22 protein-coding genes and 1 pseudogene are annotated in these 21,266 nt (G+C 71.3%); 18 read left to right on the top strand and 5 right to left on the bottom strand.

Translation table 11 applies throughout. The features are described from left to right. Window positions 1–4: 4 nt before the first annotated feature. The 3 genes from AC0B9F_RS10060 (at window position 5) to AC0B9F_RS10050 (ending at window position 2,883) form a co-directional block, all read left to right on the top strand. Complete coding sequence (locus AC0B9F_RS10060; protein ID WP_472000622.1) at window positions 5–1,237, top strand: sensor histidine kinase; 1,233 nt, start codon at window positions 5–7, stop codon at window positions 1,235–1,237. Window positions 1,238–1,631: 394 nt separating this feature from the next. Next, window positions 1,632–1,928: a DUF4193 domain-containing protein gene (locus tag AC0B9F_RS10055; protein WP_043504706.1), complete on the top strand. Its 297-nt coding sequence runs from the start codon at window positions 1,632–1,634 to the stop codon at window positions 1,926–1,928. A gap of 13 nt (window positions 1,929–1,941) precedes the next feature. After that, window positions 1,942–2,883, top strand: coding sequence for a hypothetical protein (locus AC0B9F_RS10050; RefSeq protein WP_472000620.1), 942 nt, complete (start codon window positions 1,942–1,944; stop codon window positions 2,881–2,883). 159 nt (window positions 2,884–3,042) lie between these two features. Here the strand turns inward: AC0B9F_RS10050 and AC0B9F_RS10045 are convergent, their stop codons facing one another. Further along, window positions 3,043–3,519 (bottom strand): DUF3093 domain-containing protein, encoded by a 477-nt coding sequence (locus tag AC0B9F_RS10045; RefSeq protein ID WP_472000617.1) that lies wholly within the window; start codon window positions 3,517–3,519, stop codon window positions 3,043–3,045. Window positions 3,520–3,659: 140 nt separating this feature from the next. On the opposite strand from AC0B9F_RS10045, the gene AC0B9F_RS10040 reads away from it, so the two are divergent. From AC0B9F_RS10040 to AC0B9F_RS10000, 9 genes are all read left to right on the top strand, one after another. Next, window positions 3,660–4,244, top strand: a complete 585-nt coding sequence (locus tag AC0B9F_RS10040) for a PaaI family thioesterase (RefSeq protein WP_472000616.1) — start codon at window positions 3,660–3,662, stop codon at window positions 4,242–4,244. Then, window positions 4,241–4,792 (top strand): dUTP diphosphatase, encoded by a 552-nt coding sequence (dut, locus tag AC0B9F_RS10035; protein WP_472000615.1) that lies wholly within the window; start codon window positions 4,241–4,243, stop codon window positions 4,790–4,792. Before AC0B9F_RS10040 ends, dut begins: the two co-directional genes overlap by 4 nt. A gap of 1 nt (window position 4,793) precedes the next feature. After that, window positions 4,794–5,561, top strand: coding sequence for a DUF3710 domain-containing protein (locus AC0B9F_RS10030; protein WP_472000613.1), 768 nt, complete (start codon window positions 4,794–4,796; stop codon window positions 5,559–5,561). 160 nt (window positions 5,562–5,721) lie between these two features. Next, a complete protein-coding gene (locus tag AC0B9F_RS10025; RefSeq protein ID WP_472000610.1) occupies window positions 5,722–6,894 on the top strand; it encodes an alginate lyase family protein in 1,173 nt (390 codons plus the stop codon). 199 nt (window positions 6,895–7,093) lie between these two features. After that, window positions 7,094–7,798 carry an ABC transporter ATP-binding protein gene (locus AC0B9F_RS10020; RefSeq protein ID WP_472000608.1) on the top strand — a complete coding sequence of 235 codons (705 nt, stop codon included), beginning with the start codon at window positions 7,094–7,096 and terminating at the stop codon, window positions 7,796–7,798. Window positions 7,799–7,993: 195 nt separating this feature from the next. Then, complete coding sequence (locus AC0B9F_RS10015; protein ID WP_472000606.1) at window positions 7,994–10,561, top strand: DUF4118 domain-containing protein; 2,568 nt, start codon at window positions 7,994–7,996, stop codon at window positions 10,559–10,561. Beyond that, window positions 10,558–11,241: a response regulator gene (locus tag AC0B9F_RS10010; RefSeq protein WP_472000604.1), complete on the top strand. Its 684-nt coding sequence runs from the start codon at window positions 10,558–10,560 to the stop codon at window positions 11,239–11,241. Before AC0B9F_RS10015 ends, AC0B9F_RS10010 begins: the two co-directional genes overlap by 4 nt. Before the next feature lie 100 nt (window positions 11,242–11,341). After that, window positions 11,342–11,740, top strand: a complete 399-nt coding sequence (locus tag AC0B9F_RS10005) for an OB-fold nucleic acid binding domain-containing protein (protein ID WP_472000601.1) — start codon at window positions 11,342–11,344, stop codon at window positions 11,738–11,740. A gap of 3 nt (window positions 11,741–11,743) precedes the next feature. Further along, window positions 11,744–12,550, top strand: coding sequence for a DUF3159 domain-containing protein (locus AC0B9F_RS10000; protein ID WP_472000598.1), 807 nt, complete (start codon window positions 11,744–11,746; stop codon window positions 12,548–12,550). Between the two features lie 283 nt (window positions 12,551–12,833). On the opposite strand, the gene AC0B9F_RS09995 is transcribed toward AC0B9F_RS10000, so the two are convergent. Together AC0B9F_RS09995 and AC0B9F_RS09990 are read right to left on the bottom strand one after the other, a co-directional pair. Further along, on the bottom strand, window positions 12,834–13,505 hold the full coding sequence (locus tag AC0B9F_RS09995; RefSeq protein ID WP_472000595.1) for a potassium channel family protein: 672 nt from the start codon (window positions 13,503–13,505) through the stop codon (window positions 12,834–12,836). Then, window positions 13,505–14,176 (bottom strand): potassium channel family protein, encoded by a 672-nt coding sequence (locus tag AC0B9F_RS09990; RefSeq protein ID WP_366836601.1) that lies wholly within the window; start codon window positions 14,174–14,176, stop codon window positions 13,505–13,507. Before AC0B9F_RS09990 ends, AC0B9F_RS09995 begins: the two co-directional genes overlap by 1 nt. A 685-nt stretch (window positions 14,177–14,861) precedes the next feature. On the opposite strand from AC0B9F_RS09990, the gene AC0B9F_RS09985 reads away from it, so the two are divergent. The 3 genes and pseudogenes from AC0B9F_RS09985 to AC0B9F_RS09975 form a co-directional block, all read left to right on the top strand. Next, complete coding sequence (locus AC0B9F_RS09985; protein ID WP_472000592.1) at window positions 14,862–16,916, top strand: APC family permease; 2,055 nt, start codon at window positions 14,862–14,864, stop codon at window positions 16,914–16,916. 74 nt (window positions 16,917–16,990) lie between these two features. Then, on the top strand, window positions 16,991–18,331 hold the full coding sequence (locus AC0B9F_RS09980; protein ID WP_472000588.1) for a class I SAM-dependent RNA methyltransferase: 1,341 nt from the start codon (window positions 16,991–16,993) through the stop codon (window positions 18,329–18,331). Between the two features lie 25 nt (window positions 18,332–18,356). Then, window positions 18,357–18,685, top strand: a pseudogene (locus AC0B9F_RS09975) (transposase family protein); the annotation flags it as partial. 16 nt (window positions 18,686–18,701) lie between these two features. Here the strand turns inward: AC0B9F_RS09975 and AC0B9F_RS09970 are convergent. After that, complete coding sequence (locus AC0B9F_RS09970; RefSeq protein WP_472000915.1) at window positions 18,702–19,127, bottom strand: aspartyl/asparaginyl beta-hydroxylase domain-containing protein; 426 nt, start codon at window positions 19,125–19,127, stop codon at window positions 18,702–18,704. A gap of 108 nt (window positions 19,128–19,235) precedes the next feature. Then, on the bottom strand, window positions 19,236–19,427 hold the full coding sequence (locus AC0B9F_RS09965; protein ID WP_472000913.1) for a hypothetical protein: 192 nt from the start codon (window positions 19,425–19,427) through the stop codon (window positions 19,236–19,238). 39 nt (window positions 19,428–19,466) lie between these two features. Here AC0B9F_RS09965 and AC0B9F_RS09960 point away from each other — a divergent pair, with 39 nt between their 5' ends. The 3 genes from AC0B9F_RS09960 to AC0B9F_RS09950 all read left to right on the top strand — a co-directional run bounded on the left by AC0B9F_RS09960 (window position 19,467) and on the right by AC0B9F_RS09950 (window position 21,203). Next, a complete protein-coding gene (locus tag AC0B9F_RS09960) occupies window positions 19,467–19,766 on the top strand; it encodes a YkvA family protein (protein ID WP_472000586.1) in 300 nt (99 codons plus the stop codon). Window positions 19,767–19,873: 107 nt separating this feature from the next. After that, on the top strand, window positions 19,874–20,158 hold the full coding sequence (locus AC0B9F_RS09955; protein ID WP_472000584.1) for a polyprenyl synthetase: 285 nt from the start codon (window positions 19,874–19,876) through the stop codon (window positions 20,156–20,158). Then, window positions 20,151–21,203: a polyprenyl synthetase family protein gene (locus tag AC0B9F_RS09950; protein WP_472000582.1), complete on the top strand. Its 1,053-nt coding sequence runs from the start codon at window positions 20,151–20,153 to the stop codon at window positions 21,201–21,203. The genes AC0B9F_RS09955 and AC0B9F_RS09950 overlap by 8 nt, the downstream gene beginning before the upstream one ends. The last annotated feature ends 63 nt before the right edge of the window (window positions 21,204–21,266 follow it).

Genomic DNA, 21,266 nt, shown 5'->3' with positions numbered 1-21,266 from the left:
CGACGTGACCGCCACCCCCACGCCTGTCCAGGCGCCACCGAAGCCCACCTGGGATCCCCGACGGCCGCAGCCACTGTTCCCGTGGCTGCGTCCGACCATCCGGATACGGCTGACGCTGCTGTACGGCGGCATGTTCCTGATCGCCGGCATCCTGCTGCTGTCGATCATCTACCTGCTCGCCGCGCAGGCACTGAACGTGGGCAGCGAGCTGCCCTTCAAGATCACCACCGGGAGCGTCACCAGCACCGTCTGCAATCTGCCGGACAAGGCGTCGCCCGACGTCTTCAACAGCGCCATGAACGCGTGCGTCAACGAGCAGCGCCAGCACGCCCTGGACAACCTGCTCAGCCGCTCCCTGCTGGCCCTGCTGGGCCTCGCCGTGATCGCGTTCGCGTTCGGCTACGCGATGGCCGGCCGTGTGCTGTCGCCGCTGGGCCGGATCACCCGCACCGCGCGTGCGGTGGCCGGATCCGACCTGTCCCGCCGGATCGAGCTGGACGGACCGGACGACGAGCTGAAGGAGCTCGCCGACACCTTCGACGACATGCTGGAGCGCCTCCAGCGGGCCTTCACCGCCCAGCAGCGCTTCGTCGGCAACGCCTCGCACGAGCTGCGCACGCCGCTGGCGATCAACCGCACGCTGCTGGAGGTGCACCTGTCCGACCCGAACGCCCCCGTCGAGCTGCAGCAGCTCGGCAAGACGCTGCTGGCCACCAACGAGCGCAGCGAGCAACTGGTGGAGGGCCTGCTGCTGCTCGCCCGCAGCGACAACCAGATCGTCGAGCGCAAGCCGGTCGACCTGGCCGAGGTCGCCTCCCAGGCCATCGACCAGGTGCGCGGCGAGGCCGAGGACAAGGGCGTGGAGCTGCGCGGCAAACGCGAGCCCGCGATCGTGCAGGGCAACGGCGTGCTGCTGGAGCGGATCGCCCTGAACCTGGTGCAGAACGCCGTCCGGTACAACGTCCCCGAAGGCGGCTGGGTGGAGGTGACCACGCAGGTGCAGCACGGACACGCGGTACTGGTCGTGTCCAACACCGGACCGGTGGTCCCGGCCTACGAGATCGACAATCTCTTCGAGCCCTTCCGCCGGCTGCGCACCGAGCGCACGGGCAGCGACAAGGGGGTCGGGCTCGGCCTGTCGATCGCGCGGTCCGTCGCGCGGGCGCACGGCGGGCACATCACGGCCACGCCCCGTGAGGGAGGTGGGCTCGACATGCGTGTCACCATGCCGCTGTGAGACCGTCGGGACACGCGCGGAGGATGTTCGCTTTGGGCGGAATTTTCCGGGCACTCGAACACCCCCCGCGTGTGTGATCGATCACAAAGGCGATTTTCCGGCCATCTACTCTGAGTGATCATGAGAGGGGCCGGAAAGCCCGGAAAATCCGGGTTTTCGGGGGTCCTGATCACGGGAAGTACACGGTGGGACGCCTTTGTAGTGCGACATTCGGACCGTGTACGGTCCCGATCGCCATCCAACCCGATCACTCTTGGGGAGTCCGGTTGGGTGTCGATTGAGTAACAGACCTTGATGTGAGGCAAAATCTCCGCCTCGAGGCGGGCACAAGTCCGGCCTCTCACGCGTTACGTGCGCTGGAGACACCGCAGACAACCCAGAGGGGGAGAGCGACATGGCGACTGACTACGACACCCCACGCAAGACCGACGACGACGTCGATTCCGACAGCCTTGAGGAGCTGAAGGCCCGGCGCAACGACAAGTCGGCGTCGTCCGTCGACGTCGACGAGTTCGAGGCCGCAGAAGGCCTGGAACTGCCCGGAGCGGACCTCTCCAACGAGGAGCTGGCCGTCCGGGTGCTGCCCAAGCAGCAGGACGAGTTCACCTGCATGAGCTGCTTCCTGGTGCACCACCGCAGCCAGCTGGCCCGGGAGAAGAACGGCCAGCCGATCTGCCGCGACTGCGACTGAGGACGGGTCGGCCGTGACTGGCTCGACCCCTTCTCGGAAGCGCCGCTTCTCCCGAAGGGGAGCGGACCCGGGGCCGCTGGAGGGCCCCCACGGCGTGCGTGACGACGAGCGAGGCTCACCCCCTACGTCCTCTACGGAAGCGACGGGGTCGGCCTCGCTCGAAGCGGCGGGCGACCGGGCCGGCCTTCGGGACCGGGCCGGACGGATCACGCCCGTCGCCAAGAGGCGGGCCGCGGCTGCCCGCACCAAGGCCTCGGAGCTGGCCAGGACCGGAGCGAGCAAGGGCAAGGACCGCGCCCGCGCGGGCCTGAGCCACCTCGCGGACCGGATCATCGACCTCGCCCCACGCGTGCCCGTACGCGATCTGGCGACGCTCCGCGCACAGTTCCCGGGCCTCGGCCCGGAGCAGCTGGCGGACAAACTCGTCGCCGGCGCCACCAGGGCGACGGCGACGGTCGGAGCGGGAGTGGGCGCGGCGGCGATGCTGCCCGTGCCGCCGGCCATGCCGACCGAGCTGGCCGCCGAGATCACCGGCGTCGCGGCGATCGAGCTGAAGCTCATCGCCGAGCTGTACGAGGTCTACGGCGTGCGACCGCCGGGCTCCCTGAAGGACCGCAGCGCGGTGTACCTGCGCGCCTGGTCCGGCGAGCGGGGGATCGACGTCATGAAACCGTCGACGTATGACGCGGCCCTCGGGGGCCGGATGAAGCGCGAGCTGCGCCAGCAGATCATGAAGCGCCTGGTGCGCGATCTGCCCAACCTGATGCCGTTCATGGTCGGCGCCGCGGTCGGCGCGGTCATGAACCGCCGCGAGACCCGCAGACTCGCCGGACGCCTCCGCACCGACCTGCGCACGATGCGGGTGCCCTGGGAGAACCTGGCCGGCCTGCCGGCCCTGGAGCAGCCGGAGGAGCCCCTGGCGATGGGCGAGCTGACCAAGGACCTGGAGAACTGACCCACGGGCCCTCCCAGGACCGCTGAGGTCGTGCCGGGCTCACCGGACTCCACCGGGGCCGTCGGGGTCCTGCCGGGCCCGCTGAGGTCCGTGCCGGGCCCACTGGGGTCCGTGCCGGGCCCGCCGGGCTCGCTGAGGTCGCCCACTCGGGGGCCGTCGCTACGAGCCCTGCTGGGCCGCGGCCTCCCGTGCCGTCTTCAGCGCCTCGGCCAGCCGCTCCGGCTCGCGCGTCGACAGATACAGGTAGGGCGTCGGGTCGGCGGGGTCCGTGACCTCCACCTTCAGCGCCTTCGGGATGTAGGCGCGCAGCAGCAGGAACGCGCGCGTGTCCGCCTTGTAGGTGCGCCAGGCGCGCGCCTCCTCCGCGTCCAGCACCTCGGCCTCGCCCAGCGCCGACACGGGCACCTTCGCCTCGCCGGCGATCAGGAAGCCGTTCACCACGCGGATGCGCAGCGAGCCGTACGCGCTGGCCACGACCGCCGACACGGCCGTACCGCCGACCAGGGCGCCGAGCATCGGCAGCGTGCCGAAGGGCAGGAAGACCAGGGCGAGGGCGAACCCCACGAGGAAGGAGACCAGCCACCACGAACGGGGGGCGGTGAGGCGTTCTTCGTAGGGGATGGCGGAGAGCTGCATGAAGCCAAGCTTGGCATGGTGCGCGGACGCCCCCGCAATCAGGCGCCGTCCCTCACCCCCCGCCGCACCGGCGGCGGTGGCCGTCGGGCGATGGGCAGCGCCCGCAGTCGGGGACGGACGGGCGGGTAAGGTCTGCGGCTGTGAGTGGTACTTCCCCAGCTCTTCAGCCCCCGGCCGACGCCGTGCCACCCGTGCGGCATCCCGACGCTCCCGCACCAGGTGAGCTCCTCGGCGCGCACTACGAACACTGTTTCGGCTGCGGCGGCGGGCAGGCGCACGGACTGCACCTGGCGGCCCGGGCCGGCGACGGCGTCAGCATCACCGCCGAGTTCACCGTGCAGCCCGCCCACCAGGGCGCGCCCGGCCTCGCCCACGGCGGCGTCCTGGCCACCGCGCTCGACGAGTCGCTGGGCTCGCTGAACTGGCTGCTGCGCACGATCGCCGTCACGGGACGGCTGGAGACCGACTTCGTGCGGCCGGTGCCGGTCGGTACCACCCTGTTCCTTCAGGCCGAGGTCACGGCCGTGGCCGGACGGAAGATCTACTCCACCGCCACCGGACGCATCGGCGGCCCCGAGGGCCCCGTGGCCGTGCGTGCCGACGCCCTGTTCATCGAGGTCAAGGTCGACCACTTCGTCGACCACGGCCGCCGGGAGGAGATCCAGGCCGCCATGAGCGACCCGGACCAGCTGCGCCGGGCCCGCGCCTTCGAGGTGAACCCGTGAGCCGCGAACCGCTGCAGGTCCTGATCCGCCGCATCGATCCGCAGGTGCCGCTTCCGGCGTATGCGCAGCCCGGGGACGCGGGGGCCGATCTGCGCACCACCGAGGCCTGCGAACTCGCGCCCGGCGAACGCGCGGTGCTGCCCACCGGGGTGTCTGTGGCGCTGCCGGACGGGTACGCGGCCTTCGTGCACCCACGTTCCGGCCTGGCCGCCCGCTGCGGTGTCGCCCTCGTGAATGCCCCGGGGACGGTTGACGCCGGGTACCGTGGGGAGATCAAGGTGATCGTGGTGAATCTCGACCCGCGCGAGCGCGTGCGGTTCGAGCGCTTCGACCGGATCGCCCAACTGGTCGTCCAGCAGGTCGAGAGGGTCCGCTTCCAGGAGGTGGCGGAACTTCCCGGCTCGGCACGGGCCGAGGGGGGCTTCGGGTCCACCGGGGGCCATGCCGCGGTGGGCGGTGAGAGCGGCACGAGCGGTCAGGTCGCCGATGGCGGCCCGACGGGTGGGAATCGATACGCTTCGGTCGTATCCGACCGGGAAGGACAGTGACGTGTTCGGACGTCGCAAGAACAGGGATGCCGCCGAGGACGCGGCCGGCGAGGCCGAGCAGGTCGTCGACAGCGTCGACACCGAGGCGGACGAAGAGGGCGAGCGCGGGCGCGTACGGCTCGAGCCGGAGCCGCGGCCCGACGGGCCCTGGGACGTCTCCGAGGTGCGCGACCCGGCCGAGGGCCGGGTGGACCTCGGAGGCCTGTTCGTGCCGGGTGTCGACGGCATGGAACTGCGCGTGGAGGTCGCGGGCGACGCGATCGTCGCGGCGACCGTCGTCCTGCGCGACAGCGCGATCCAGCTCCAGGCCTTCGCCGCGCCCAAGCGCGAGGGCATCTGGGGCGAGGTGCGCGAGGAGATCGGCTCCGGCATCACCCAGCAGGGTGGCATCGTCGACGAGGTAGAGGGCCCGCTCGGCTGGGAGCTGCGCGCCCAGGTGCCGGTGCAGCTGCCCGACGGTACGGGCGGCTTCCAGGTCGTGCGGTTCGTCGGTGTCGACGGACCCCGCTGGTTCCTGCGCGGTGTGATCTCCGGGCAGGGCGCGGTGCAGCCGCAGGCCGCCGGTCTGCTGGAGCAGATCTTCCGGGACACCGTCGTGGTCCGGGGCGAGGGCCCGATGGCGCCGCGCGACCCGATCGTGCTGAAGCTGCCGAACGACGCGCAGATGGTGCCCGAGGGCGTGCAGCAGCACCAGGAGGAGGAGGGTTCCCGCTTCTCCGGCGGCATGGGCCAGCTGCAGCGCGGACCGGAGATCACCGAGGTCCGCTAGACACCCGCTCGACGAGCGACGAAGGGCCGCACCCCACACGGGGTGCGGCCCTTTCGCGTACGTGACCCCTTGACGGCGCATTGGTCCGTACCTATGGTCACCGGCCAAACGCCTGCGTTCACAAAGGCGCTCCAGGTTCACGTACGAGAACGGAGTCGCTATGCGTCGTGCCGCACTGCTCGCAGTGGTGGCCTCCCTCCTGCTGAGCGCCTTCACCGCGCCCGCAGCCCACTCCGCCCCCACCTCCTTCGTCCACCCCGGAGTCACCGTCTCCCGCAGCCAGCTCGACTTCGCCCGCACCCAGGTCCTGGCCGGCGCCCAACCCTGGAAGGGCGCCTTCGACCAGCTGCTGGCGAGCAAGTACGCCGATCCGAACCGCACCCCGAAACCCCGCGCGACCGTCGAGTGCGGCTCGTACTCCGACCCCGACCACGGCTGCACCGACGAACGCGAGGACGCGCTCGCCGCCTACACCGACGCGCTCGCCTGGTACGTCACCCGCGACGACCGGTATGCGAAGAAGGCCATCCAGCTGATGGACGCCTGGTCCGCCGTGATCCAGGACCACACCAACAGCAACGCGCCCCTGCAGACCGGATGGGCCGGTTCCACCTGGCCGCGCGCCGCCGAGATCATCAAGTACACGTACTCCGGCGGCGGCTGGCCGAACGCCGGCCGCTTCGCCACCATGCTGCGGAACGTCTACCTGCCCGAGGTGATCAACGGCTCGAACTCCAACGGCAACTGGGAGCTGTCCATGATGGAGGCGGCGATCGGCATCTCCGTCTTCCTGGAGGACAGGACGTCCTACGACCGCGCCATGGCCACCTTCCGCACCCGCACCGCCGCCTACGTCTATCTCGCCTCCGACGGCGACCTGCCCAGGACCGTGCCCAGCCAGCACCTCGACACCCGCGACAAGATCGTCAAGTACTGGCAGGGACAGTCCACCTTCACCACCGGCCTCACCCAGGAGACCTGCCGCGACTTCGTCCACACCGGTTACGGCATCTCCGCCATCTCCCACGTCGCCGAGACCAGCCGCATCCAGGGACAGGACCTGTACGGCACCGACGTCGGCGAACGGCTGCGGCAGGCACTGGGCTTCCAGGCCAGGTACGAACTGGGCGCGGCCGTCCCGAGCCGGCTGTGCGGCGGCTCGCTCAAGCTCGGACTGGGCCCGGTCACCGAGGTCGGGTACAACGCGCTGCACAGCCGTCTGGGCGTCGCCATGACCAACACCCAGGCCCTGACCGAGCGCAACCGCCCGGCGGGCAGCAACAACCTCTTCGTGGCCTGGGAGACCCTGACCCACGGTGACAATCCGGCGTGAACCGCTGAGGGGGTCTCGTCCGATGAGGAAGTGAGAGCACGCAACGGAAGCGAGAACCATTGAGGGACCGGGCGCCCGCTGGTGATACTGGCGCCCGGTCGATCAGCAGCAGGTCCATGGCGGATGGCCCATGGGCAGCAGGCGGTCGGACGGCACATCCACGGGCAGCAGGTCCGCGGGGGGAACAGGGGGAGCACACATGACCAAGGTCGTCACCGAGACGATGGTGCGCGTCGAGGACCTGCACAAGTCCTACGGCGAGGGCGCGGCCGCCGTCCACGCGCTGCGGGGGGTCTCCTTCGAGATCCCGCGCGGCGAACTCGTCGCCCTCAAGGGCCGCTCCGGCTCCGGCAAGACGACGTTGCTCAACATCGTCGGCGGCCTCGACCAACCCGACCGGGGCCGGGTGACCGTCGACGGCAGCGATCTGTCGGACCTGGGCGAGGAGGGACTGCTCGCCCTGCGCCGGGACCGGGTCGGATTCGTCTTCCAGTCCTTCGGCCTCATCCCGATCCTCACCGCCGCGGAGAACGTGGGCGTGCCGATGCGACTGCGCCGCGCCGACCCGCGCGAGCGCGAGCAGCGCGTGGAACTGCTGCTGTCCCTGGTCGGCCTCGCCGACCACGCCGCCCAGCGCCCCGGTGAGATGTCCGGCGGCCAGCAGCAGCGCGTGGCCATCGCCCGGGCCCTGGCCAACGAGCCGGCGCTCCTCATAGCGGACGAACCGACGGGGCAGCTCGACGCGGAGACCGGCCACGCCGTGATGGAGCTGCTGCGCGCGGTCGTCCACAGCGAGAACGTCACGGCCCTGGTCGCCACGCACGACGCCACGCTGCTGGACCTGGCCGACCGGGTCCTGGAGCTGAGAGACGGCGAGATCGTCGAGGCGGACGCCGGGGCCTGAGAAGGGACCCGTCAGGAACCGCCGTGCCTCCGGTACCACCACCGCACCGCCGCAGCACCGGGGTGGGCCGTTGCCCGTGCGTCAGGGTCGCGTCAAAGATGTCCGCTGCTCGGCCCCGCGCCCCATTTGTGGCCGGCGCGGGTCGTAGGGTCGACGCTGCGGAGGCGGCAGGCACACCGGAAGACAATGGGTTTCATGGCACGCGGCAAGCTTCGGATCTACCTGGGAGCGGCACCCGGCGTCGGCAAGACGTACGCGATGCTGTCCGAGGCGCACCGGCGGGTCGAGCGCGGAACGGACTGCGTCGTGGGGTTCGCCGAACACCACGGGCGGCCGCGTACGGAGGTGATGCTGCACGGCCTGGAGGCGGTGCCGCGCCGGGAGCTGGAGTACCGGGGCGGGCGCTTCACGGAGATGGACGTCGGCGCGGTGCTGGCCCGTGGCCCGCAGGTGGCGCTGGTGGACGACCTGGCCCACACCAACGTCCCCGGCTCGCGCAACGCCAAGCGCTGGCAGGACGTCGAGGAGCTGCTCGCCGCCGGCATCGACGTGGTGTCGACGGTCAACATCCAACACTTGGAGTCGCTCGGCGACGTCGTCGAGTCGATCACGGGGATGCGGCAGCAGGAGACGGTGCCGGACGAGGTGGTGCGCCGGGCGGACCAGATCGAGCTGGTGGACATGTCGCCGGAGGCGCTGCGCCGGCGGATGGCGCACGGCAACATCTACCAGCCGGACAAGGTCGACGCGGCACTGTCGAACTACTTCCGGCCCGGGAACCTGACCGCGCTGCGGGAGCTGGCGCTGCTGTGGGTGGCGGACCGGGTGGACGCCTACCTCCAGCGGTACCGCAGCGAGCACCGGGTGTCGGCGATCTGGGGTTCGCGGGAGCGGATCGTGGTGGGCCTGACCGGCGGCCCGGAAGGGCGGACGCTGATCCGGAGGGCGGCTCGGCTGGCGGAGAAGGGCGCGGGAGGTGAGGTGCTCGCGGTGTACATCTCCCGCAGCGACGGCCTCACCGCTGCCTCGCCCAAGGAACTGGCGGTGCAGCGCACCCTGGTGGAGGACCTGGGCGGCACGTTCCACCACGTCGTCGGCGACGACATCCCCGCAGCGCTGCTGGCGTTCGCGCGCGGGGTGAACGCCACCCAGATCGTGCTGGGCTCCTCACGCCGCAAGAGCTGGCAGTACGTCTTCGGCCCCGGCGTCGGCGCGACGGTCGCCCGCGAGTCGGGGCCCGACCTCGACGTGCACATCGTCACGCACGAGGAGGTCGCCAAGGGCCGCGGGCTGCCCATGGCGCGCGGCGCGCGGCTCGGACGCTCACGGCTGGTGTGGGGCTGGCTGGTGGGCGGCGCCGGTCCGGTGCTGATGACGCTGCTGCTGACCGGCATCGACGCCTCGCTGGGCCTCACCAACGACATGCTGCTGTTCCTGGGGCTGACGGTGGCGGCGGCCCTGGTGGGCGGGCTGCTGCCCGCGCTGGCCGCCGCGGCCTTCGGCTCGATGACGCTGAACTGGTTCTTCACCCCGCCGGTGCACCGGGTCACCATCGCCGACCCGAAGAACATCCTCGCCCTGGTGATCTTCGTGTCGGTGGCGGTGTCGGTGGCCTCCGTCGTCGACCTCGCCGCCCGGCGCACCCAGCAGGCGTCCCGGCTGCGCGCGGAGTCGGAGATCCTGTCCTTCCTCGCCGGGAACGTGCTGCGCGGCGAGACCAGCCTGGAGGCCCTGCTGGAGCGGGTACGGGAGACCTTCGGCATGGAGTCGGCAGCCCTGCTGGAACGCGAGAGCGAGGTGACGCCGTGGACCTGCGCCGGACGCGCGGGGCTCGGCCCACCCGTGCAGCGACCGGAGGACGCCGACGTGGACATGCCGGTCGGCGACCACATGGCGCTCGCGCTCACCGGGCGGGTGCTGCCCGCCGAGGACCGCCGGGTGCTGGCCGCGTTCGCCGCGCAGGCCGCCGTTGTCCTGGACCGCCGACGGCTGCAACTGGAGGCCGAGCAGGCCAGGGAGCTGGCCGAGGGCAACCGCATCCGCACCGCGCTGCTGGCCGCCGTCAGCCATGATCTGCGCACTCCGCTCGCCGGGATCAAGGTGTCCGTGTCCTCGCTGCGCTCCGACGACGTCGAGTGGTCCGAGGAGGACAAGGCGGAGCTGCTGACGGCGATCGAGGAGGGCGCGGACCGGCTCGACCACCTGGTCGGCAACCTCCTCGACATGTCCCGGCTGCAGACCGGCACGGTCACCCCGATCGTCCGCGAGATCGACGTCGACGAGGTGGTGCCGATGGCGCTCGGCGGCGTCCCCGAGGGCAGCGTCGAGCTGGACATCCCCGAGACCCTGCCCATGGTCGCCGTCGATGCCGGACTGCTGGAGCGGTCGGTGGCCAACCTCGTCGAGAACGCCGTCAAGTACAGCCCGCCCGCGCTGCCCGTGCTGGTGGCCGCGAGCGCGATGGCCGACCGGGTCGAGGTACGGGTCGTCGACCGCGGCCCGGGCGTGCCGGACGAGGCCAAGGAACGCATCTTCGCGCCCTTCCAGCGCTACGGCGACGCGCCGCGCGGCGCCGGCGTGGGCCTCGGCCTGGCCGTGGCGCGCGGCTTCGCCGAGGCGATGGGCGGCACCCTGAACGCCGAGGACACCCCCGGCGGCGGCCTCACCATGGTCCTCAGTCTCCGTGCGGCCGGGCGGCCCGCGCCGGAGCCGGCGCCGCACGGACCGGCGCGGTCGGTTTCCCCAGAAAGGCAGGCCACATGACCCGGGTGCTGGTGATCGAGGACGAGCCGCAGATCGTGCGCGCCCTCGAGATCAACCTCAAGGCCCGCAAGTACGAGGTCGACGCCGCCCGCGACGGCGCCGGCGCCCTGAAGCTCGCGGCCGCCCGCCACCCCGACGTGGTGGTGCTCGACCTGGGGCTGCCGGACATGGACGGCGTCGAGGTGATCAAGGGGCTGCGCGGCTGGACCCGGGTGCCGATCATCGTGCTCTCCGCGCGGCACTCCTCCGACGAGAAGGTGGAGGCGCTGGACGCCGGCGCCGACGACTACGTCACCAAGCCGTTCGGCATGGACGAGCTGCTCGCCCGGCTGCGGGCGGCCGTGCGCCGCGCCGAGCCCGTCGGGGCCGGCGAGGAGGAGGTGACGGTGGAGACGGCCGAGTTCACCGTCGACCTGGCCGCGAAAAAGGTCAGCCGCGGCGGCCGGGACGTACGCCTGACGCCCACGGAGTGGCATCTGCTGGAGGTGCTGGTGCGCAACAGCGGCCGCCTGGTCGGCCAGAAGCAGCTGCTGCAGGAGGTGTGGGGGCCGTCGTACGGGACGGAGACGAACTACCTGCGGGTGTACATGGCGCAGCTGCGCCGCAAGCTGGAGGCCGACCCCTCGCATCCGAAGCACTTCATCACCGAGCCCGGGATGGGGTACCGGTTCGAGCGCTAGCGCGGCCGTGCACCGCTTTCGGCCAGGGGAGCCGGGGAGGGCGTGTGAGGGCCGACACGGGGACTGCGTAGCTGTGAGTGCACCCCGGTACGCTTCAGATATGAGTGGTGTTCCTCGTTCCGAAAAGCAGGCGGGCCGGTTCCGGCGGATGCTCGACCGGCTTTCCTCGTCGCAGGAGGATCTGGAGTCCGAGGAGCTGCGCGAGGACGCCGCGACGGCGGGCTGTACCCGGATCGGTGACTGCAAGGACCGTCAGATCGTTACGGTTACTGGTACCTTGCGCACGGTCACCCTGCGTCCGCGTGCGGGTGTCCCGGCTCTGGAAGCGGAGCTGTTCGACGGCACCGCCGCGCTGGACGTGGTGTGGCTCGGCCGGCGCTCCATCGTGGGGATAGAACCGGGGCGCAAGCTGATCGCATCGGGCCGGGTCTCCATGAGCCGGGGCCGCCGGGTGCTGTTCAACCCGAAATACGAATTGCGACCCCTCGGACGGGAGTAGCCGGTGACGTCACTCGACAAGCCGACCGACGACACATCTGCCAATGACGCCCGGGCGGTGACGGAGGCCGCGCTGTTCGAGGCGTTCGGCGGAGTGCGGGGCATGGTCGAGACGGTGGTTCCCGGCCTCCTCTTCGTCACGATCTACACGATCAACAAGGACCTCCATCTGTCGGCGATCGCCGCGGTGGCCGTGTCCCTGGTGCTGGTCGTGGTGCGGCTCGCGATGCGCGACACCGTCAAGCACGCCTTCAGCGGCGTCTTCGGCGTCGCCTTCGGTGTCGTCTTCGCGATGATGACCGGCAACGCCAAGGACTTCTACCTGCCCGGCATGCTCTACACCCTCGGCCTGGCGCTGGCGTACATCGTGACCACGCTCGCCGGGGCCCCGCTGATCGGCCTGATCCTCGGCCCGGTGTTCAAGGAGAACCTCTCCTGGCGCACCCGCAACCCCGGCCGCAAGAAGGCGTACGCCAAGGCGAGCTGGGCCTGGGGCCTGATCCTGCTGGCGAAGTGCGCGATCCTCTTCCCGCTGTACTGGTGGGCCGACACCACCCAGCTCGGCTGGGTCCTGGTCGCGCTGAAGATCCCGCCGTTCCTGCTCGCCGTCTGGCTGACGTGGGTCTTCCTGGCGAAGGCGCCGGCGCCCATCGACGTGTTCGCGGAGATGGAGGCCGAGGAGAAGGCCGAGGAGGAGCGCAAGGCGGCGGCCCTGGCCGCGGAGCACGGCGAGAGCCCGCAGACTGCGGAGGACGCGGAGGTCACGGAGGCCGCGGAACCGACCGGCGGCCGTCACCGCAGGCAGGCGTAGGGCCTCCCGCCACCGCAGGCAGGGGTAGGGCCTGGCTGCCGGCGCCGGCAGGCCGTTACCTGCCGGCACGGCGGAGGGGCCAGCCGGCAGGGCGGAGACGCAGGCCTCGCCCCACGGCCGGGCACCGACGCCGCGCTCGCCGCACGGCGTCCCGCCAAGGCCCGTAGATCCCGTAGATCCCGTGGATCTCTTGATCCCGTAGGTCGAACGTTTCCGATACGGCGATGGGGGCGCCCGGTGATCACCGGGCGCCCCCATCGCCGTATCGGAGCGGAGCGAACCGTCAGCTGTCGTCGCGCCGGACCGACAGCAGGTCCTCCAGCTGGCCCTCGCGCGCCTGGGCGGCCACGAAGAGCAGTTCGTCGCCGGGCTCCAGGGAGTCCTCGCGGGACGGCGTGAGGACGCGGGTGCCGCGGATGATGGTGACCAGCGAGGTGTCCTGCGGCCACTCCACGTCGCCGACCTGGGTGCCGGCCAGCGCCGACTCCTCCGGCAGGGTCAGCTCGACCAGGTTCGCGTCGCCGTGGCTGAAGCGCAGCAGCCGGACCAGGTCGCCGACGCTCACCGCCTCCTCGACCAGGGCCGACATCAGGCGCGGGGTGGAGACGGCGACGTCGACGCCCCAGGACTCGTTGAAGAGCCACTCGTTCTTCGGGTTGTTCACCCGGGCGACGACGCGCGGAACGCCGTACTCCGTCTTCGCCAGCAGGGAGACGACGAGGTTGACCTTGTCGTCGCCGGTCGCGGCGATCACGACGTTGCAGCGCTGCAGCGCCGCCTCGTCCAGGGAGGTGATCTCGCAGGCGTCGGCGAGCAGCCACTCGGCCTGCGGGACGCGCTCGACCGAGATCGCGGTCGGCGCCTTGTCGACAAGCAGCACCTCGTGGCCGTTCTCCAGCAGCTCGCCCGCGATCGAGCGGCCCACCGCGCCGGCACCGGCAATGGCGACCCTCATCAGTGACCGCCTTCCTCTTCAGGGCCCTTGGCGAACGCCGCCTCGACCTTCTCCACCTCGTCGGTGCGCATCATCACGTGCACCAGGTCGCCCTCCTGCAGCACCGTCTGCGAGGTGGGCAGGATCGCCTCGCCCAGGCGGGTCAGGAACGCCACCCGGACGCCCGTCTCCTCCTGCAGCGTGCTGATCTTGTGCCCGACCCAGGCCGCCGAGGCGTGCACCTCGGCGAGCTGCACGCCCCCGGTGGGGTCGCGCCACAGCGGCTCGGAGCCGGACGGCAGCAGCCGGCGCAGCATCTGGTCGGCGGTCCAGCGGACCGTGGCGACCGTCGGGATGCCCAGGCGCTGGTAGACCTCGGCGCGCCGGGGGTCGTAGATCCGGGCCGCGACGTTCTCGACACCGAACATCTCGCGGGCCACGCGGGCGGCGATGATGTTGGAGTTGTCGCCGCTGGAGACCGCGGCGAAGGCGCCCGCCTCCTCGATGCCGGCCTCGCGCAAGGTGTCCTGGTCGAAGCCGACCCCGGTGACCCGGCGGCCCCCGAACGAGGAACCGAGGCGTCGGAAGGCGGTGGGGTCCTGGTCGATCACAGCGACCGTATGCCCCTGCTGCTCCAGGGTCTGGGCGAGAGCGGAACCCACTCTGCCGCAGCCCATGATGACGATGTGCACGACCGTCCTTCCGGTGTCAAGAGATCTCACTTGGCCCCAACAGGGTCTCAGACCGGCGACCAAGCTACACAGGGGCGCCGCGGGCTGTGCACCCCCGGGCCGGTCGGACCCTGCCCCTCGGGGGATGCCCGGGCCGGTTGGACCCGCCGTCGGGCGATGCTCGGGCCCGTCGGACCCTGCCCCTCGGGTGATGCCCGGGCTGGTCGGACCCTGCCCGTCGGGGGATGCCCGGGCCGGTTGGACCTTGCCCTTCGGGTGATGCCCGGGCTGGTCGGACCCTGCCCCTCGGGTGATGCCCGGACCGGTTGGACCTTGCCCATAGGGCGATGCCCGGGCTGGTCGGACCTTGCCCATCGGGCGATGCCCGGAGTCGGCCCCGCGGCGCGGGGATGATCCCGGAGGGCAGGGCTAGCGCGGCTGCGCGGCCCGGCGGCGAGTGATGCTGCGCACGCTGCGCAGGGTGAGGAATCCGAGGCCGAGGAGTGCGACGGCGGCGCCGATCAGCTCTGCGGTGGCGGGCACGGGGACCTCCGAGGTGCGGCGGGGGCGGGGGTCCAGCCATCTAGGCACGGACACGGCCGCGCCTGCGGAATCCGTAGCGCTGTGAAGCGCCGATTCCACTCGTGCGGCAGATCGGGCACGGCAGGTGGGCGAGCCGGTGTTCGAAGGCTTACGATCCTCTGTTGTGTCCAAACTGACCGACGTGCCCAAACGGATTCTGATCGGGCGCGCACTGCGCAGTGATCGGCTGGGCGAAACGCTCCTGCCGAAGCGCATCGCCCTACCCGTTTTCGCCTCCGACCCGTTGTCCTCCGTGGCCTATGCGCCAGGGGAGGTGCTGCTGGTCCTGTCCATCGCGGGCGTGTCGGCGTACCACTTCAGCCCCTGGATCGCCCTCGCGGTGGTCGTGCTGATGTTCACGGTCGTCGCCTCCTACCGACAGAACGTGCACGCCTACCCCAGCGGCGGTGGCGACTACGAGGTCGCCACCACCAACCTCGGCCCCAAGGCCGGCCTGACCGTGGCGAGCGCCCTGCTCGTCGACTACGTCCTGACCGTCGCGGTGTCGATCTCCTCCGGCATCGAGAACCTGGGCTCGGCGATCCCGTTCGTCGTCGAGCACAAAGTGGCCTGCGCCGTCGCCGTGATCATCCTGCTGACCTTGATGAACCTGCGCGGCGTGAAGGAGTCCGGCAAGCTCTTCGCGATCCCGACGTACGTCTTCGTCGCCGGCGTCTTCATCATGATCGCCTGGGGCGCCTTCCGCGGCCTGGTCCTCGGCGACACCATGCGCGCGCCCACCGCCGGCTTCCACATCAAGGCCGAGCACCAGGGCCTGGCCGGCTTCGCGCTGATCTTCCTGATGCTGCGCGCCTTCTCCTCCGGCTGTGCCGCGCTCACCGGCGTCGAGGCGATCTCCAACGGCGTGCCCGCCTTCCGCAAGCCCAAGTCCAAGAACGCCGCGACCACGCTGGCGGCGATGGGCCTGCTCGCCGTCACCATGTTCTGCGGCATCATCGTCCTCGCCCTGACCACCAAGGTCCGCATGGCCGAGAACCCGGCCACCGACCTGCTGAAGAACGGCGTCGGGCTCGGCCCCGGCTATGTCCAGAACCCGGTGATCACCCAGGTCGCCGAGGCCGTGTTCGGCAAGGGCAGCTTCTTCTTCATCGTCCTGGCCGCGGCCACCGCGCTGGTGCTGTTCCTCGCCGCCAACACCGCCTACAACGGCTTCCCGGTGCTCGGCTCGATCCTCGCCCAGGACCGCTACCTGCCGCGCCAGCTGCACACCCGCGGCGACCGCCTGGCCTTCTCCAACGGCATCGTGCTCCTGGCCGGCACGGCGACCCTGCTGGTCCTCATCTACGGCGCCGACTCCACGCGGCTGATCCAGCTGTACATCGTCGGCGTGTTCGTGTCCTTCACGCTCAGCCAGACCGGCATGGTCCGGCACTGGAACCGGCACCTGGCCACCGAGACGGACCCGGCCAAGCGCAGCCACATGATCCGCTCCCGCGCGATCAACACCTTCGGCGCCTTCTTCACCGGTCTGGTGCTGGTCGTCGTGCTGATCACCAAGTTCATGCACGGCGCCTGGGTCGCACTGCTCGGCATGTGCATCTTCTACGTGACGATGACCGCGATCCGCCGTCACTACGACGCCGTGGCCGCGGAGATCGCCGCCCCCGAGGGCCCCAGCGACGACAGCGTGCGTCCCTCGCGCGTCCACTCGGTGGTGCTGATCTCCAAGATCCACCGTCCGACCCTGCGCGCGCTCGCCTACGCCAAGCTGATGCGCTCCGACTCCCTGGAGGCGCTCACGGTCAACGTCGACCCGGCCGAGACCAAGGCGCTGCGCGAGGAGTGGGAGCGGCGCGGCATCGACGTACCGCTGAAGGTGCTGGACTCGCCGTACCGCGAGATCACGCGGCCGGTCATCGAGTACGTCAAGAGCCTGCGCAAGGAGAGCCCGCGCGACGCGGTCTCGGTGATCATCCCGGAGTACGTGGTCGGCCACTGGTACGAGCACTTCCTGCACAACCAGAGCGCGCTCCGGCTGAAGGGACGCCTCCTGTTCACCCCCGGCATCATGGTCACCTCGGTGCCCTACCAGCTGGAGTCCTCCGAGGCCGCCAAGAAGCGGGCCCGCAGGCGGCAGGAGTGGAACGCGCCGGGTTCGGTACGGCGTGGCCCGCTGTCGCAGGGTGAGCGGGCGAAGGGGGCGGAGAACCGGAAGTAGCCCTCCCGCGACCACGTAGACTGGTGGGCTGTTGTCCATCCGTCGCCCCTCACCCCCTCTGGAGTCACCCCGCCATGCAGGCACAAGAGAACAACTCGCAGGCGGGGTCGCTGGTCGGGGCCGAGTACGAGGTCGAGATCGGCCCGGTCGCCCACGGCGGTCACTGCATCGCCCGCACGCCCGAGGGCCAGGTCCTCTTCGTCCGGCACGCGCTGCCGGGCGAGCGGGTCGTGGCCCGGGTCACCGAGGGCGAGGAGGGCGCGCGGTTCCTGCGCGCGGACGCCGTGGAGATCCTCGACGCCTCCAAGGACCGCATCGAGGCGCCCTGCCCCTTCGCCGGTCCCGGCCGCTGCGGCGGCTGCGACTGGCAGCACGCCAAGCCGGGCGCCCAGCGGCGGCTGAAGGGCGAGGTGATCGCCGAGCAGCTGAAGCGGCTCGCGGGACTGACGCCCGAGGAGGCCGGCTGGGACGGCACGGTGGTCCCGGCCGAGGGCGACAAGCTGCCCGCCGGCCAGGTCCCGCAGTGGCGCACCCGCGTGCAGTACGCCGTCGACGCCGAGGGCCACGCCGGGCTGCGCCGCCACCGCTCGCACGAGGTCGAGCGCATCGACCACTGCATGATCGCGGCCGAGGGCGTCAGCGAACTGGGCATCGAGCAGCGCGACTGGGCCGGCATGGAGTCGGTGGAGGCGATCGCGGCGACGGGGTCGCAGGACCGCCAGGTGATCCTCACCCCGCGCCCGGGCGCCCGCCTGCCCCTGGTCGAACTGGACCGTCCGGTCTCGGTGATGCGCGTGGAGGAGAAGGACGGGGGCGTACACCGCGTCCACGGCCGCCCCTTCGTGCGCGAGCGCGCGGACGACCGCACCTACCGGGTCGGCAGCGGCGGCTTCTGGCAGGTCCACCCGAAGGCCGCCGACACCCTGGTCACGGCGGTCATGCAGGGCCTGATGCCGCGCAAGGGCGAGATGGCGCTCGACCTGTACTGCGGCGTCGGCCTGTTCGCGGGCGCCCTCGCCGACCGCCTCGGCGAGCAGGGCGCGGTGCTCGGCATCGAGTCCGGCAAGCGCGCCGTCGAGGACGCCCGGCACAACCTCGCCGACTTCCCCCGGGTCCGCATCGAACAGGGCAAGGTCGAGGCGGTCCTGCCGCGCACCGGCATCACGGAGGTCGACCTCATCGTCCTCGACCCGCCCCGCGCGGGCGCCGGCCGCAACACGGTCGCCCACCTTTCCTCCCTCGGCGCCCGCCGCATCGCCTACGTCGCCTGCGACCCGGCGGCGCTGGCCCGGGACCTGGCGTACTTCCGGGATGGGGGGTACCGGGTGCGGACGCTGCGGGCGTTCGATCTGTTTCCGATGACGCATCATGTGGAGTGCGTGGCGATTCTTGAGCCTGCTGCGAAGGGCTCCTGAATACCGGCCGCGTCGCGGCCGGTATCCCAACGGCGCCGATCTTCGGTGGTCCGGAAAGCACCAGCACCACGGCGGAAACGCGCAGGTCATCGCCCCCCGGACGGCTGGCCGCTGTGGGTCTCGCCGGTCCGCCCCGGCCGCGAGCACGACACTGCCTGCGCCCGCGCGCACGGCCTGGTCGATGCACTGAACCGACTCGCCGGCACCCTGGGCAGCCCCGCCCTGACCGACCTGGGCGACGAGAACATCGGCGATGGCTTCCGCCACCCGGTCAAGAAGCCCGAAGGCGGTGAACTCGCAGAGCCGACAAGGCGTTCAACGGCGTGATCCGAGGCGTCCACGGCCTGCGAGCCCGGGGTGCACTCGGGGTTCAGCCCATCAGCTTGCGGATCTCGGTGATGAGACCGACCAGGGCCTCACGCTCCGGGGCGGTCGTCTCCGGGTGCCACAGGTCGACGAGGAGACAGGTGCGCGGCCTGTCGCCCTTGTTCCACGCCTCGTGCTCGAAGGAGTAGTCGAAGAGCAGGCACCCGCCCTCCTGCCACTGCCGGGTCTCGCCGGCCACCGTGATGCCGCATCCCTCGGGGATGTCGATCGCCAGGTGCAGGTTGATGCTGAAGTTCCACAGGTCGCAGTGCGGGGCGATCGAGGCACCGGGCAGCAGCGTTGAGAAGTGGCTCTCCAGGAGGGGACAGAGCTTGCTCTGCTCGACGACCTCGCGGGTGAGGATGGTGTACGCGGTGGGCACCAGAGCGGCCGAGGACTCCACCGGCCCGCCGTCGCGGAAGAGGTACAGCGCCGGGGATCTCCCGGAAGCCGTGGCACGGAGTTGCTCGCTGCCGGCCCGCCAGGTGGTCGATCAGGGTGAGTGCGGGCGCGGTCAGCACCGTGGTGACCAGCGTCATCACCACGAGCATCGCGAACACGTGGGCGTGATGATCTTCGTCTGCAGTCCGACGCCGAGCACCACGAGCTCGGTCAGCCCCCGGCAGTTCATGAGTGCGCCGAGCGAGAGCGACTCCCGCCGGCCGAGCCCGGCCAGTCGGGCCGCACCGGTGCTCCCGGCCCACTTGGTGACGGTCGCGACGGCGACGATGAGGGCGCACCAGCCCCACAGGCCGGGCTCCGGCTGCCGGTGGCCCTGACCGCCGGCCCCAGGCTGATCCGTGATCGGCGTGTTCCCCGGCGGGTCCGGGTGGTCCTCGCTCTGGGCCTCGGCTATTGCTTCTCACCGGTCCAGCTGGTCCCCGGCTTCATTCCCGTACTCGGGCAGATGGACGACGTGCTGGTGCTGGCCCTGTGCATGCGGTACGCGGTGCGGCGCATTCCTCGGCAGATCCTAGGCGAGCACCTGGAGGGAACCCCGGCGAGCAGCTCGCGCGGCTCAGCCCTTGCCGCGCCTCTGGAAGTTCGCTGCACCAGCCGGCATCCGTGATGCTCAGCAGTTCCTTCGAAGGAGTGGTTTGCGGACTGACGGTCCACCGCGTCGGCGTCCGGTCCAGTGTGCTTGAGGGCGGATGAACGACGACGCAGGGGGATCGCATGACAACTGGTCCGCGTGGCAGGCACGGGCTGGACGAGCGGGCGGTGTTGCTCGTCGCGGGGCTGGCGGACCTGGCGGTGAGTGCCGTCGGGTCGGCTGCCGGCGCCGTTCAGCAGTTGCTGCGCCGCTCCGACGGGCCCGAACTCGCCCGGGACGCGCAGCATGACCTGATGGCCCGCGGGCGTATCGCCCTGGACCGTGTCGCGGCCGTGCCGCCGGCCCATCTGGAGGTGCTGGCCCAGCATGCCCTCGCCACGCGGGCGGCCTTGGGCGGCGATGTCTGAGCGGTGGGATCCGGCCGGGTTCAAAGACCGTGTCGACATCCTCTTGGCGGACTTCCTGGCCGAGGAAGCCGGGCACCTGCTCGCGATCGACGACATGCTGGAGCCGGTGGCCGAGCAGCTGAAGGTGTCGGCCTCGCACGGCAAACGGTTACGCGCGGCCTTCTGCTACTGGGGATGGCGCGCGGCCGGCCAGCCCGACAACGAAGCCCTCCTGCGGGCGGCCGCCTCGATGGAACTGGTCCACGCAGCGGCGATCGTCCACGACGACCTCATCGACGACAGCCCGCTGCGGCACAACCTTCCCACGGCCCACATCGCGCTGCGGGCCGCTCTCCCCGGCCGCCCGCAGGCGCGCGCCGCCGCACGCTCCCTGGCCATGCTGGTCGGGGATCACCTGATGGCGCTGGCCGGTCAGCTGTTCGCCACCAGCGGTCTGCCCGCCGCCTACCTCGCCAGGGCACGACCGATCTGGGCGGAACTCGCGCGGGAACTCGTCGCGGGTGAATGCCTGGAGATCCTCAGCACCGGCACCCCACCGGACGCCGACGTGTCCCTGAAGGTCGTCCGCTACAAGACCGCCAAGTACACCGTCGAACAGCCCCTGCTCATCGGCGGCCTGCTCGCGGGCGCCGCCCCCGAACTGCGTGCCGGTCTCTGTGCGTACGGGCTGCCGCTGGGGGAGGCGTTCCAGCTGCGCGACGACCTGCTCGGCCTGTTCGGCGAACCCGACCGCACGGGCAAGGCCGGCCTGGACGACATCCGCGGCCACCGGCCCACCACCCTGCTGGCCAAGGCCTGGCAGTCCGCGCTTCCCGCGCAGCGCGCGCAGCTCGCCGAGATGCTGGGACGCCGTGACCTCGACGAGCAGGACCTGCGTACGGTCCGCGAGCTGATGCTCGCGCTCAAGGCCCCGGAGCAGGTGGAGCAGTTGATCACCGCACGGGTGAGGGAGGCCGTCGGCCACTTGGGCGGCCTCGGCCTGCCCACGCAGGCGCGGCGGGCCCTGACCGATCTCGCCCACTCCGTCACCGACCGCCACCACTGACGGACCGCCACCACTGACGGACCGCCACCACTGACCGACCGCGCGAACGGGCCGCCCACGACA

The organism is Streptomyces sp. NPDC097129, assembly GCF_055668065.1.
The sequence above is the reverse complement of the archived record's forward strand: the minus strand, read 5'-3'. Positions and strand labels throughout refer to the sequence as shown.